Origin of the sequence: Rhodococcus sp. MH15, from assembly GCF_019266045.1 — a bacterium.
Classification (GTDB): domain Bacteria; phylum Actinomycetota; class Actinomycetes; order Mycobacteriales; family Mycobacteriaceae; genus Rhodococcus_F; species Rhodococcus_F qingshengii.
The window spans coordinates 100,500-114,032 of record NZ_LPNP01000060.1 but is presented as its reverse complement, the minus strand read 5'-3'; the positions used below and the strand labels follow the sequence as shown (position 1 = coordinate 114,032).

General features: G+C 61.9%; 14 protein-coding genes. 6 read left to right on the top strand and 8 right to left on the bottom strand.

What is annotated here, in order from left to right:
• Positions 1 to 66 precede the first annotated feature (66 nt).
• From ATN37_RS07190 to ATN37_RS07180, 3 genes are all read right to left on the bottom strand, one after another.
• Complete coding sequence (locus ATN37_RS07190; RefSeq protein ID WP_020968817.1) at positions 67 to 555, bottom strand: GNAT family N-acetyltransferase; 489 nt, start codon at positions 553 to 555, stop codon at positions 67 to 69.
• 70 nt (positions 556 to 625) lie between these two features.
• Positions 626 to 1,396, bottom strand: coding sequence for a site-2 protease family protein (locus tag ATN37_RS07185; RefSeq protein WP_058227533.1), 771 nt, complete (start codon positions 1,394 to 1,396; stop codon positions 626 to 628).
• The gene (locus ATN37_RS07180; protein WP_082654884.1) at positions 1,393 to 2,067 is read right to left on the bottom strand and encodes a hypothetical protein; all 675 of its coding nucleotides are present in this window, start codon (positions 2,065 to 2,067) and stop codon (positions 1,393 to 1,395) included. The genes ATN37_RS07185 and ATN37_RS07180 overlap by 4 nt, the downstream gene beginning before the upstream one ends.
• A gap of 282 nt (positions 2,068 to 2,349) precedes the next feature.
• On the opposite strand from ATN37_RS07180, the gene ATN37_RS07175 reads away from it, so the two are divergent.
• Positions 2,350 to 3,639: an adenylosuccinate synthase gene (locus ATN37_RS07175; protein WP_003944351.1), complete on the top strand. Its 1,290-nt coding sequence runs from the start codon at positions 2,350 to 2,352 to the stop codon at positions 3,637 to 3,639.
• A 52-nt stretch (positions 3,640 to 3,691) separates the two neighbouring features.
• Here ATN37_RS07175 and ATN37_RS07170 read toward each other — a convergent pair whose 3' ends face one another.
• Both ATN37_RS07170 and ATN37_RS07165 read right to left on the bottom strand, forming a co-directional pair.
• Positions 3,692 to 4,162 (bottom strand): hypothetical protein, encoded by a 471-nt coding sequence (locus tag ATN37_RS07170; protein WP_058227532.1) that lies wholly within the window; start codon positions 4,160 to 4,162, stop codon positions 3,692 to 3,694.
• A gap of 44 nt (positions 4,163 to 4,206) precedes the next feature.
• Positions 4,207 to 4,437 carry a hypothetical protein gene (locus ATN37_RS07165; RefSeq protein WP_003944349.1) on the bottom strand — a complete coding sequence of 77 codons (231 nt, stop codon included), beginning with the start codon at positions 4,435 to 4,437 and terminating at the stop codon, positions 4,207 to 4,209.
• 61 nt (positions 4,438 to 4,498) lie between these two features.
• Here ATN37_RS07165 and ATN37_RS07160 point away from each other — a divergent pair, with 61 nt between their 5' ends.
• Positions 4,499 to 5,974, top strand: coding sequence for a PLP-dependent aminotransferase family protein (locus ATN37_RS07160; RefSeq protein WP_019749471.1), 1,476 nt, complete (start codon positions 4,499 to 4,501; stop codon positions 5,972 to 5,974).
• A gap of 47 nt (positions 5,975 to 6,021) precedes the next feature.
• Positions 6,022 to 7,125, top strand: coding sequence for a bifunctional 2-polyprenyl-6-hydroxyphenol methylase/3-demethylubiquinol 3-O-methyltransferase UbiG (locus tag ATN37_RS07155; RefSeq protein ID WP_064688848.1), 1,104 nt, complete (start codon positions 6,022 to 6,024; stop codon positions 7,123 to 7,125).
• 60 nt (positions 7,126 to 7,185) lie between these two features.
• Here ATN37_RS07155 and ATN37_RS07150 read toward each other — a convergent pair whose 3' ends face one another.
• The 3 genes from ATN37_RS07150 to ATN37_RS07140 all read right to left on the bottom strand — a co-directional run bounded on the left by ATN37_RS07150 (position 7,186) and on the right by ATN37_RS07140 (position 12,190).
• Complete coding sequence (locus ATN37_RS07150) at positions 7,186 to 8,286, bottom strand: CaiB/BaiF CoA-transferase family protein (protein WP_218694952.1); 1,101 nt, start codon at positions 8,284 to 8,286, stop codon at positions 7,186 to 7,188.
• A gap of 107 nt (positions 8,287 to 8,393) precedes the next feature.
• On the bottom strand, positions 8,394 to 10,460 hold the full coding sequence (locus ATN37_RS07145) for an ABC transporter ATP-binding protein (protein WP_003944426.1): 2,067 nt from the start codon (positions 10,458 to 10,460) through the stop codon (positions 8,394 to 8,396).
• Positions 10,457 to 12,190, bottom strand: a complete 1,734-nt coding sequence (locus ATN37_RS07140; RefSeq protein ID WP_007726810.1) for an ABC transporter ATP-binding protein — start codon at positions 12,188 to 12,190, stop codon at positions 10,457 to 10,459. The genes ATN37_RS07145 and ATN37_RS07140 overlap by 4 nt, the downstream gene beginning before the upstream one ends.
• 320 nt (positions 12,191 to 12,510) lie before the next feature.
• Between ATN37_RS07140 and ATN37_RS32440 the strand changes: the two genes are divergently transcribed.
• From ATN37_RS32440 to ATN37_RS07135, 3 genes are all read left to right on the top strand, one after another.
• On the top strand, positions 12,511 to 12,633 hold the full coding sequence (locus ATN37_RS32440) for a hypothetical protein (RefSeq protein ID WP_003944443.1): 123 nt from the start codon (positions 12,511 to 12,513) through the stop codon (positions 12,631 to 12,633).
• Positions 12,634 to 12,843: 210 nt separating this feature from the next.
• Complete coding sequence (locus ATN37_RS32435) at positions 12,844 to 12,966, top strand: hypothetical protein (RefSeq protein ID WP_019749478.1); 123 nt, start codon at positions 12,844 to 12,846, stop codon at positions 12,964 to 12,966.
• A 362-nt stretch (positions 12,967 to 13,328) separates the two neighbouring features.
• Entirely contained in the window at positions 13,329 to 13,475 is a 147-nt protein-coding gene (locus ATN37_RS07135; protein WP_007726811.1) for a hypothetical protein, read from the top strand.
• Positions 13,476 to 13,533: the final 58 nt, after the last annotated feature.

Sequence of the window (13,533 nt, the reverse complement as noted above, 5' to 3'; positions counted from 1 at the left end):
CTCTACGCCCCGGTGCTCGAGCTCGCGTTTGGGAGTCCCCGCGCTTGGGAGTTTTGTGGCAGGGCGTCAGCTCAGTGACTTCTTGAACCCGATATGGGAGGCCACAAATCCGAGTCGCTCGTAGAAGTCGTGAGCTTCCTTGCGAGTTTGATCCGAGGTGAGCTGCGCCAGGAACGCGCCGCGCCGGGCACCTTCTTCGCAGGCCCATCGGATCATCGAACTGCCGATGCCTTTACTTCGGTAGTCCTCGTGGACGCGAACAGCTTCGATCTGCAGTCGCGTGGCACCCATCCGGCTCATACCCGGAATGAAGGTCAATTGCATTGTGCCGATTACCGCGTCGCCGACCAGAACGGTGACGAGAAGTTGAGCCGGATCCTCGTCGATTCGCTTGAACGCGTCCTCGTAGATCGTTCGGGCTTCGGGGTTGGTCGTCTCCCGGGTGCTGCCGATCGGGTCGTCGGCGAGCAAGTCGATCAGTGCCTCCACGTGTCGAATCTCGGCCCGCGTGAGGGTGTACTCCACTCCGCCGGACTGAAATGACGTCGCAATCATCGATGCTCCCCTGAAGAAGAATGAATGTCTGAAATGTCAGACTCTCACGAGTCTCCTCCAGCGCACTCGATCACGTCCAAAAACGCATGAGGGCGTTACCGAGCATGGCGTAGTAGTCGGACACACCGCTCAATTCGAAGATCCAGTAGATCGCGTCGAAGAAGACGACATTGATCTGTGGGACGAACAGGAGCGCAACCAGCAGGAGCAGTCCGTACGGCTTGAACTGGTCGAGTTGGTGCCGTGTATTGGGTGCGAGGTAGGGCTCCAGCGCGTTGTAACCGTCCAGACCCGGGACTGGGAGCAGGTTCAAAACTGTTGCCATGACCTGCAAGAAAGCCAGGAAACTGAGGCCGGCCCAGAACGTCAGATGCTCGGCCGATGAGCCGTACGTACGTATGACGACGAGGAGGATCACGGCGGCGACGGCATTCGTGAACGGACCGGCGAGCGATATTCGGGCCTGCACCTTGGGCGGGAACATCCCGGTGCGCAGGTACACGGCGCCGCCGGGAAGCCCGATGCCGCCCAATGCGATGAACAGCACCGGCAGACCGATCGAGAGCATCGGATGGCTGTACTTGAGCGGGTTGAGCGTCAGGTAGCCACGAGCCCCGACGTCGGTGTCTCCATGACGCCACGCCAGATAGGCATGCGCGAATTCGTGCAAGCAGAGCGTGACCACCCAGCCGGCAACCACGAGGACAAAAACACCCGCGCGGCCCGCGATGGAACCCCACGTCGAGTTCCAAGCGACGATTCCGGCGATGACAGTGATCGCAACGACGCCGAGGAAGACAGGGCTCGGCCGAACCGCCGACCGTGCTGCTCCGGTTCTCACCTGACCAACAACCAAGTCTTGTCGTGCCGGTAGAAGGTCGAACGCTTGAGATCGCGTGGGTTGGCCACCCCGTCGCGAACCAGTCGCGCTGCCGGCGAGCCCAGTTGAATGGCTCGGCCTTCCAGCCAGCGTCGCCCGCTCCAGCGGCTCTTGCGGTCGACTGATGCCTTGATCCCGGGGAGCTTGGGGCTCGGCACTATCCGGATGCCGGGGACTGTGCCGGAGAACAGCTTGTTGTCGTCGACGTAGGCCTCGCCGATAAGTTCGTCTGCATCCGCCGGACCCGTGACAGTTGCTGCACCTACCAGCGCGATTCCGGCGTCGTCGCGAATGAGCGGCACGGTGTGAACTGTGCCTTTCAAGGCCGTGCGCGCAGCTCGTGCACCGGTCGCGAGTTTGTACGCGTCGGTTGCGTCGGACCTGTTCTCGGTGACGTAGGCGAGTTCGACGTTGAGTCGCTCCAATCGCATCAACCGCGTCAATGCCGCGGCAAACGCGCCGTCGTTGCCCACGACGATCAAGCGCGGCTCCGCCACGACCTGCAGTTGGGACAGTGCCTCGTCGAAGTCTTGCTTCTCCGGAAGTTCAGGGACAGTGAACGACGTGAGTTCACCCAGGGGGAGTGGAACCGGCGAATCGCCACATTTGAGCACCACAGGGGTCAAAGCCACTCCTAGCTCGATCAGACTTCTTTTCGGGTAGTGGGACCTCGCCACCCTTCCCCGAAATGGCCGTCCGAATCACTGCCGACGATCTTAGTGCGAGTCTCTGTGTCGACTCGCAATCGTGATGGTCACCGGCCAAATTCTGGACCGTCAGGTCTGGTCTGGTGCTCTGGGCTAGACTGCTCCTTCGGTCACTGCAACAGTTCGGCGCTGCATCATGTGCGCGGAAGCCAGGCAGTACCAATGCGGCGGGACAACTGCTGCACGTCGACCGTAGGAGACAACGTCATGCCGGCAATCGTCCTGATCGGCGCCCAGTGGGGCGACGAAGGTAAGGGCAAAGCTACAGATCTACTGGGCGAGCAGCTTCAGTGGGTCGTGCGATACCAGGGCGGTAACAACGCCGGACACACCGTGGTTCTGCCGAACGGTGACAAGTTCGCACTGCACCTCATCCCGTCCGGAATCCTCACCCCCGCCGTCAACAACGTCATCGGTAACGGTGTCGTCGTCGACCCGGGTGTGTTGTTGACCGAATTGGCAGGCCTGGAAGAGCGCGGCGTGGACACGTCCCGCCTGCTGCTTTCTGCTGATGCGCACCTGATCATGCCGTACCACGTGGCCATCGACAAGGTCACCGAACGCTTCCTGGGAGCGAAGAAGATCGGCACGACCGGCCGCGGTATCGGCCCGTGCTACCAGGACAAGATCGCCCGTGTCGGTGTCCGTGCCGCGGACGTCCTTGACGAGAAGATCCTGACCCAGAAGGTCGAAGCAGCACTCGAATTCAAGAACCAGGTGCTGGTCAAGATCTACAACCGCAAGGCACTCGACCCGCAGCAGGTCGTCGAAGAAGTACTGACGCAGGCCGAGGGTTTCAAGCACCGCATCTCGGACACGCGCCTGGAACTCAACCTCGCCCTCGAGCGCGGCGAGACCGTTCTGCTCGAAGGTTCGCAGGGCACTCTGCTGGACGTCGACCACGGCACGTACCCGTACGTGACCTCGTCCAACCCCACTTCGGGTGGTGCGGCGGTCGGTTCGGGAATCGGCCCCACCAAGATCACCACCGTGCTCGGCATCCTGAAGGCGTACACGACGCGTGTCGGTTCCGGTCCGTTCCCGACGGAGCTGTTCGACGATCACGGCGCATACCTAGCGAAGCAGGGCGGCGAGGTCGGTGTCACCACCGGACGCGCTCGTCGTACGGGATGGTTCGACGCTGTCATCGCGCGCTACGCGACGCGCGTCAACGGCATCACCGACTACTTCCTCACCAAGCTGGACGTGCTGAGCAGCCTCGACACCGTGCCGATCTGTGTCGCGTACGAGGTGGACGGTGTCCGCCACGACGAAATGCCGATGTCACAGAGCGACATTCACCACGCCAAGCCCATCTACGAAGAGATGCCCGGCTGGTGGGAAGACATCTCGGAGGCTCGCACCTTCGAGGAACTGCCGCAGAATGCGCAGAACTACGTGCTTCGTCTCGAAGAGCTTTCGGGTGCGTTCATCTCCTGCATCGGTGTCGGCCCCGGCCGCGACGAAACGATCGTCCGGCGCGAGATCGTCCGCTAGTTCGTTCCCTCGAAATCCCCGCTCATGCAAGCATGAGCGGGGATTTCGTGTTTCAAGCCAGCTTCGACAAGTGTGCGGTGACGGTCTTCCAGTCGGGAAACTTGGTGCTGCCGAACTTGATCCACTCGCCCTCGAATCGATCTGCTCCGTTTGCTCCGCGGTCGTCGACGAGGTAGTCGCCCCGATTGAGGTGTTTGTGGTGCGAGAGGATCAGACGTTTGTACGCGACGCTGCCTTCCTCCATTCCGAGGTGCTCTTGTACCCACAGAACCTTGTCGTGCCAGGCTGTGGCGTTCTTCCACGGCGCTGTCGAGAGGATGTAGGTGTCGAACTGCTGTGCCAGTTGGTGGTAGGCGTCGATAGCGCCGTCGAGAGGATCCATGCGAGAGAAGATGTGCGGCGCTTCGTCGAGGTCGTTCTTGTACTTCTCTCGGACGCCGTCGGTCAGGCGATCGATGCCCGACTGGAAGTTGACCAAGGTGTTGTCGAGATCGACGTAGAGAATCTTTTTGGAAGCCGGCATGGGAACCCTCTCTGGAGACTTTCTGAGTGCGAAAGAGTCCAGTTTTACGCAACTGGACTGAGATCAGTGAATTCTTCCCCCTGATCACAATCGCACGGGGGTCTGACAGCGTCGTTCTCGCGGTCTGAAGTCTTGTCGTGGAAGATGCCGCCGAGGGGTGCTGCCAGGCGAAACTGCTCCAAACGAATGTATGTACCTTCACCTTCGGCGGGCGCGAAGAAGTAGACGAGTGCCACGAAGAGTCCGATGCCGATCAGGGTTGCGAAGGTAGTCATGGACATATGATCAACTTGACTGGTATTGAGTTACATAGCCAAGTTGTCGATACTGGACTGCATGATGACTCGAGTTCTCGGTGCCCGTTCGCTTGCGCGCGATCTGGGATCCTGGCAGGAAGAGTCCGGACGCAGGCCCGCGTACCGTGCGCTCGCCGACGGTATCCGCCTGCTTGTGCACGACGGTCGCGTTCCGCTGGGGGTCGCACTGCCGAGTGAGCGTGAACTTGCGGCGGTACTCGAACTCAGTCGGACCACGATCACGTCGTCGTACTCGGTGCTGCGCGACGAGGGGTACCTGATCAGCAGGCAGGGTTCGCGAAGCACCGTGGCATTGCCTGCCGGCGCGCGGCCGAACGGGTTGATGTTCCGCTCCCATCAACCCGGGCCGAGTGGACCCGTCGTCGACCTCAGTTACGCGGCGATGGCAGCTCCCGCCGCTCAGGTCGAACTGGCGTATGCGTCTGCGCTGCAGGAACTTCCGAACTTCCTGCCCACGCACGGGATGGAACCGGTCGGGATCGCCGACTTGCGTGACGTGATCGCGCAGCGCTACACGGCGCGGGGTCTTCCCACCACCGCCGAACAGATCATGGTGACCTCGGGTGCGCAGCACGCGCTTCGATTGTTGCTGTCGGTGCTCACCTCACCCGGCGAGCGAGTGCTGGTCGATCATCCGACGTACCCCAATGCGCTGGAAGCGATTCGGCGAAACGGCGCTCGGCCCGTACCGGTTCCGGTCCGACCGGAGTTCGCAGCAGCCGGAGCCTGGGATCTCGACGGGATTCGTAGTGCAGCAAGGCAAACCGCTGCCAGAATGGCATACCTGATCCCCGACTTTCACAACCCGACCGGCCTCTGCATGGACTCTTCCGGCCGCGCCGAGCTTGCGAAGATTGCGCACGAAACGCGAATGACTCTGGTCGTCGACGAGACGATGGTGGATCTGTGGCTCGACGCACCACCGCCGGCGCCGGTCGCCTCACATGGGCGAGGCGCAGCGAAAACCGAAGTGGTGACGCTCGGTTCGACCGCGAAGTCGCTGTGGGGCGGGCTACGTGTCGGTTGGATTCGCGCCGATGCCGCGCTCATCACCCAGTTGGTGGGGGCGCGTGCCGCGGTCGACCTCGGTACTCCCGTCATGGATCAGTTGGCAGCCGCCTACTTGCTCGCCGACGACCGCTCGTTGCTCGAACAGCGTCGCGAAGTTCTGCGAGAACAGCGTGCGGTACTCCTCGGTGCGGTGGCCGAGCATCTGCCGGACTGGCGTCCCACCATCGGTTCCGGCGGAATGTCGGTCTGGATGCGAATGTCCGCGCCCGTCTCGACGGCGTTGGCGGCGGTGGCACCCAACTTCGGCGTACTCCTTGCCGCCGGCCCCCGTTTCGGCGTAGAAGGTGCGTTCGAACGATTCATCCGCGTGCCGTACGCACGTTCTCCCGAGGACCTCATTCGCGGCGTTGCGTCCATCGCCGCTGCGTACGACACTCTCGCGACGGATCGCGACACGGCAGACCAACGAATGGTCGTCGTCTGAGAACTGGGTACACACCCTGAAAGTGGTGTGAAACCAGGAGGTAGGGCATGACGGCGGTAGACGGTACAGGCGCAGCGGGAACCAGTGCGGCGGAAGCGCTCGCAGAACGATTGTTCGCGGCCACGCTCGGGGCATCGGAGCTGCAGTCCGTGTATCTGGGCGACCGGTTGGGCTGGTACCGCGCGCTGAGCGATCACGGCCCGCTCACGTCGACGGAGCTGGCGGACCGGACAGGGACCGTCGAAAGATATGCGCGGGAGTGGCTCGAGCAGCAGGCCGTCGCCGGTTATGTGGACGTCAATTCGGATGCCGATCGCCGGTACAGCCTGCCGCAGGCCCACGCCGATGTTCTGGTCGACGACGAGAACCTACTTTTCCTGGCGCCGCTGGCGAGGCTGTTCGTCGCGACGACGTCGTCGATGCCACGTCTACTCGACGCTTATCGTCACGGTGGGGGAGTCACGTGGGAATCGATGGGCCCCGATGCTCGCGAGGGTCAGGCGCTACTGAATCGGCCGATGTATCTCCATCAGCTCTGTCAGCAGTTTCTGCCGGTAGTCACCGACCTGCACGCCACACTTTCGGACGGCGGGCAGGTCGCTGATCTCGGGATGGGGGAGGGCTGGTCGTCGATCGCGCTCGCCCTCGGATACCCGAAGATCGAAGTGCACGGCTTCGACGTCGACGCGGCGTCGGTGAACGCTGCCCGTCGTAACGCTCATGATCGGGGGGTGGACGACCGCGTGCATTTCTCGTTGGTCGACGTCGCCGGACAGGCTCCTGAGGCCGGGCGAGCCGATGCCGGGACCTACGACGCCGTCTTCGCTTTCGAGTGCCTTCACGACGTTCCGGATCCGGTGGGTTTTCTTTCCACGGCTCGGGCGATTGCCCAGCCGGGCGCTCCGGTGATCGTGATGGACGAACGAACGGCGGATGAGTTCGATCCCGAGGCGGGTCCGATCGAGCAATTGCTGTACGGATTTTCGCTGACCTGCTGCTTACCGGACAGTCTTTCGCATCCGGGAAGCATTGCCACCGGGACGGTGATGAGGCACTCGACACTCGAAAGCTATGCCAAGGCGGCAGGTTTCGAGCGGGTGGACGTGCTGCCGATCGAGCACGAGATGTTCAGGTTCTACAGGTTGGGCTGACACCCCGTGCGCCTTTTTGGTTGCAGTAACTACCAAAAAGGCGCACAGGGGCCGAAGGCCCTAGGTCCAGACCGTATCGATATCCGTCGCCTCACGCGCCGGCGCAGCAGGCGTCGTGGTGGGCGTGCGCGAGAAGCGCGGTGCGGGAGCATGCTGGGTGACGCCGTCCAGTTCGATGAGCGAACCGCGAGCCGCGATGTGTTCGTTGGACGGAGCCTCGGCGAAAGTCAGGACAGGGGAGACGCAGGCGTCGGTGCCGAGGAAGATCTTGGCCCACTCGTCGCGAGTCTTGGACAGGAACTTTTCGGTGAAGAGCTTCGTCATGTCGTCCCACTTGGACGTGTCCATCTGGTGAGGGAGCGTCGCGGGATCGAGTTCGAGGCCCTCGAGCAGCAATGCGTAGAACTGGGGTTCGATGGATCCGACGGCCATGTACTTGCCGTCGGAGGTCTCGTAGGTGTCGTAGAACGGAGCGCCGGTGTCGAGGAGATTGACGCCGCGCTCGTCGGACCAGACGCCGCGACCGCGGAATGCCCACATCATGTGGGAGAGCGCGAGGGTTCCGTCAACCATTGCCGCGTCGACGACCTGGCCCTTACCGGACGTCGAGCGCTCGACGAGAGCCGACAGAATGCCGAAGATCAGGAACATGGAACCGCCGCCGAAATCGCCGACCATGTTGAGCGGCGGGACGGGACGTTCACCCTTGCGTCCGATGGCGTTGAGGACACCGGTCAGTGAGATGTAGTTGATGTCGTGACCGGCGGCGTTGGCGAGCGGTCCTTCCTGTCCCCAGCCCGTCATACGGGCGTAGACGAGGCGCGGATTGCGCTCCGAGACCACGTCGGGTCCGAGTCCCATGCGTTCCATGACGCCGGGGCGGAAACCCTCGATGAGGACGTCGGCGCGGCCCAGGAGATCGAGCACTTTCGCGACGTCGGCCGGGTCCTTCAGGTTGGCCTCGACGATGCGGCGGCCGCGCTTGATCTGGTCGGTTGCGTTCGAGTCCTGCGGAATCTGCCCTGCGCGCTGCACGATGACGATGTCGGCGCCCATGTCCGCCAACAGTGTCGCGGCGTGCGGGCCCGGTCCCAATCCAGCGAATTCCACGATCCGAATGCCCGCGAGCGGGCCCTTCTTCTCCACAGCTTCTGCAGACACACGCACTCCCAATTCAGACGGTGACAACACTTCTGACCCGACGGTAACGTGTCGAATCGATCAGGTGTGCTCCGGGGCACTGTGTCCGCCGAGGGAGGCGCCGATCACTAGACGGCGGCACCCTCGAACTGAGCGTTGTAGAGACGGAAGTACGCGCCCGCCGCTGCGATGAGTTCGTCGTGTGTGCCCTGCTCGACGATCTTGCCCGCCTCCATCACGACGATCAGATCGGCGTTACGGATGGTGGAGAGCCGGTGCGCGATGATGAAGCTGGTCCGCCCGACGCGCAACGCGGACATTGCTTGCTGCACAAGCTGTTCCGTACGTGTGTCGACCGAGCTCGTCGCCTCGTCGAGAATCAGCAGCGACGGCTCCGACAGGAATGCACGAGCGATCGTGATGAGCTGCTTCTCGCCGGAGCTGATGTTCGACGCCTCCTCGTCCAGCACGGTGTCGTACCCGTCCGGGAGGGTGTGGATGAAGCGGTCGACGAAGGCAGCGCGTGCGGCTTCGTGAATCTCGTATTCGCTGGCGTCGAGTCGGCCGTATGCGATGTTGTCGCGGATCGTGCCGCCGAAGAGCCAGGTGTCCTGCAGAACCATGCCGACGTGCTTGCGCAAGTCGGAGCGGCGCATCTGCGAGATGTCGACGTCGTCGAGAGTGATTCGGCCGGAGTCGACTTCGTAGAAGCGCATGAGCAGGTTGACCAAGGTGGTCTTGCCGGCACCGGTGGGCCCGACGATGGCGACCATCTGCCCGGGCCGGGCCGTGAGGTACACGTTCTCGATCAACGGCTTGTCCGGCTCGTACCGGAACGAGACGTTCTCGAACTCGATGTGACCGACGTTGCGATGACGTCCGGCGGGCTCGGGGAGGAGCGGCACGTCGATGTCGGGCGACTGCTCGGGTTCGTCGAGAAGCTCGAAGACCCGCTCCGCCGACGCGGCTCCGGACTGCAGGCTGGTCGACATGGACGCGATCTGCGTCAGTGGCTGGCTGAACTGGCGCGAATAGACGATGAAGGCCTGAACGTCACCGAGTGACATGTTGCCGCTGGCGACCTTGAGAGCGCCGACCACAGCGAGCAGCACGTAGGTGATGTTTCCGACGAAGTTCATGACCGGCATGATCAGGCTGGAGAGGAACTGTGCGCCGAAGGACGCGTCGAGGAGCTTCTTGTTCTGCTCGGCGAATTCACGCTCGGCTTCGGCCTGATGCCCGTACACGCGTACCAGGTCGCGACCGCTGTAGTTCTCCTCGATCTGCGCGTTGATCTTGCCCGTCTCGGTCCACTGAGCCTTGTACAACACCTGTGCTCGCTTGGCGACCCTGGCAACGAGGAGCACCGATACCGGCACCGCGATCAGTGCGATCAGGGCGAGCATCGGAGAGATGACGAACATCATCGTCAGGACGCCGAGGACGGTGAGCACCGACGTCAGGAGCGAGGTCAACGTCGACGACAGCGTCGACGAGATGTTGTCGATGTCGTTGGTGACGCGGCTGAGGATCTCGCCGCGCGGTGTCTTGTCGAAATACGGAAGGGGGAGACGGTGAAGCTTCGCCTCCACCGAGGCACGCAGGTTGTAGATGGTCTTCTGGACGATGATGTTGAGGAGGAATGCTTCCAACCAGGCAAGCAGCGACGAGAGCAAGTACACGCCGATCGCGAGCATGACGACCTTGCCGATGGCGTCGAAGTTCAGACCCACACCGGGAACGACGTCGGTCGAGTTGGCGACAAGATCGGCGAACGTCGAATTCCCTGATGCCCGGATGGCGTCTGCGGCCTGCTCGCGGGTCAGTCCGGCGGGCAGGCTCTTGCCGATGAACCCGGCGAAGATGAGGTCTGTCGCGTGACCGAGGATTTTCGGCACTGCGACCGACAGCGCGATGCTGGCGATCGTCGCAACGACGACACAGAAGACCGCAAACTTGTGCGGCTGCAGAAGCGAGAGAAGCCGCTTCATCGTCGCCTTGAAGTGGCGAGGTTTGGTGTCAGTCGCGGTCAGCGCGGGCTTCGGCTCTTTGTCGGGGGTCTCGGGGTTACTCGACTTCGCATCCCCGTCCGCGGATTCAGGTTCGCTCGGGATCTTGGCGAACACCACCGTCGGGGCATCGTCGAAGTACTGGCTGTTGGGGCCGCCCCATGTCGGGTCCTGCGGGCTGGTCATGCGCTCATCTCCGCGGGAATCTGGGAAGCCACGATCTCTTGGTACGTCGGACAGTTGGCCAGAAGGAACTGATGGTCGCCGAGGCCGACCGGCGCACCGTCTTCGAGGACCATGATCTGGTCGGCATCGATGATGGATGCGACGCGCTGAGCCACGATGATGACCGTCGAATGAGTCGAAACCGTCCGGAGTTCGCGTCGGACCGCGGCGTCCGTATGCATGTCGAGAGCGGAGAACGAATCGTCGAAGACGAAGATCCGGGGTCTGCGGACCACCGCTCTGGCGATGGCGAGACGTTGTTTTTGTCCGCCCGAGAGATTGCCGCCGCCCTGGGCGATCGGTGACTCGAGACCGTCGGACAGCTCCCGGACGAAGTCGTCTGCCTGGGCGATGGTGAGGGCTGCCCAGATGTCGTCGTCGGTGGCGGTCGGGTTTCCGTAGCGGATATTGCTCGCGATCGTGCCGGCGAACAGATAGGCCTTCTGGGGCACGTATCCGAAGTTGGCGAAGAGTTCGTCCTGATCCCAGCCACGGACGTCCAAGCCGTCGACCAGGACGGCGCCGGCTGTGACGTCGAAGAGCCGGGGGATGAGTGAGACGAGGGTCGATTTGCCACTGCCCGTACTGCCCACGATCGCGGTGACCGTGCCTGGCATGCATCGCATCGAAACATTCGACAGAACCGGCGTTTCTGCTCCTGGATACGTGAATCCGGCTCCACCGAACTCGACCACGCCGTATGGGCTGGTCGGGCGAAGGGGCTGGGCCGGCGCGGGCACGGTCGCCTCGGTGTCGAGTACTTCGGTGATGCGGTCGGCGCACACGGCGGCGCGGGGGATCACGACGGCCAACATGGTCGCCATGACCACCGACATCAGGATCTGCATGACGTAGGCGAGGAAGGCGCTGATCTGTCCGATCTGCATGTCTCCGGTATCGACCAGATGCGCGCCGAACCACAGCACCGCGACGCTCGACAGGTTGGCGATCAACATGACGGTGGGCAGCAGAACCGCCTGGTACCGGCCGATGAGGAGCGAAGTGTCGGTCAGTTCCTTGTTGGCCTTGTCGAAGCGGATCGTTTCGTCGGGTTCGCGAACGAAGGCGCGAATGACACGCATACCGGTGAGCTGTTCGCGCAGTGATCGATTGATGTTGTCGATCCGCGTCTGCATCGTCCGGAAATGCGGGATCAGCTTGGCCACCACGACCGAGACGGTGATGCCGAGCAGTGGTACCGAAATCGTCAGGAGCCAGGACATCTGCAGGTTCTCGCGCAGAGCCATGATGATGCCGCCGATGCACATAAGTGGGGCGCTGACGAGCATCGAGGACGTCAGCATGACCAGGGCCTGGATCTGCAGGACGTCGTTGGTGTTGCGTGTGATCAGCGTCGGCGCACCGAAACTGTTGAATTCGCGATCCGAGAAACTGCCGACTGCCTTGTAAAAGGCGCCTCGAACGTCGTGGCCGAAGCCCATCGACGATTTTGCAGCCAGATAGGTCGATGCGACCGACGCGATGATCGACGCAAGCGAGACCAGGAGCATGATCCCGCCGGTGGACATGATGAATCCGGTGTCGCCTCGGGCGACGCCGTCGTCGATGATCCGCGCGTTGAGTGTGGGGAGGACCAACGACGCGATGGCCCCGAAGAGTTGCAGTGCGAGGACCCCGGCAAGCAACCAGCGGTACGGCGGCAGGTACGTCTTGAGGAGTTTTGCTAGCACGACGGTTCCCGGTGAGTTGCCTCGGTTGCCGCTCGTTCGCGATTGATCACACGCACACGGTATGACAGATCGCGGTCGAGGTTGGCACCGACTCTGACGATTGCATCCTTTTGTCCTAATTGGCTGTGATCTCGAACACACTCGAATTCGAGATTGGATTCAGGTCACAGCACCTGAACTGCAGGTTTACATATTCATCCAATGTGTCACGTTTTCGCTTGGACAGAAACAAACTGGACGTACGTATTTAGCTTGGCTACAAAGACGTGGAGCGAACAAAACGTGCGCCGCGTCATAGATATTCATGCAAGGAGTCACATATGGGATCCCTCGGAAACCTTCTCAAGGCCAACGGCATGGGCTGGGGCATTCTCCAGCTTCTTCCCCTGGTCAACATGCTCAAAACCCTTCAGGGGCTGGACACCGCGAGCTCGAACTCCTGACGTTCGACCTCGAGAAATCTTCCGAAACAACACAGGAGTAGTCGCATGACCTCGATTCAGAATCTCGACGCCTTCCTCAAGAGCGTTCTTGCATTCGTGACCAAGTTGAACGCAGGATCGGCAGACGGCTCGGGTTCGGCCGGTTCGGCCGCCGAGTAGTTCTCGGTCCTCACTTCAACTCAACTGCATTCCGACAAAAGGAGGCCCGACATGGGTTCATTCGAAGACTTCAGCGGCGTCGTCAAGACGTTCATTCCGGTGCTCAAGGACCTGTTCACGGCACTCGGTGGTGGCTCTCTCACCCCTGGGACGGGATCGGCGGCCGATAAGTAAGTCCAGTTTGTCCGAAAGTGTGGCTCGCAGTTGTCTGCGGGTCACACTTTTCGGCTTTTCGCTGTGAGCTAAATCACATTATGGGACATTCTAGAGGGTGAATTTGCGCTTTGAACTGCAATTATCCGTAAAGGTGTGACCGAAAGTCCGCATTGATAGCTATTAGGTAGCTAGACAAGTGTGGAAAGCCGGTCTATAAATGCAGGCAGCGCCAAGTAAGTGCGCTACATCACAGCTCGGGATGTTGTTCGGGGGGCGGTTCAGCCATCCGTGCGGCAGAAGTTCCCGAACCATCTCGGCCACCGCCTGCGGCCGGAATGGCGCTGGAACATCACACCACCTCACATACAGGAGAACCTCCTATGTTCGGATCACTCAGCACCCTCGGACCCCTGCTCACCGCGCTCGGAGCTTTCCTCAAGTCCGTTCCCACCGAATCGCTGTCCGGCAAGGGCGAGGGCTCGTCCACCGGTTCACTCTCGGGTCTGTCCAGCGGATCCGCCGAGTAGTCATCCCTTCCGGCAGGTCCATTCGGCTCTGCCGATCGGATTGCATGCAGGTGCCCTC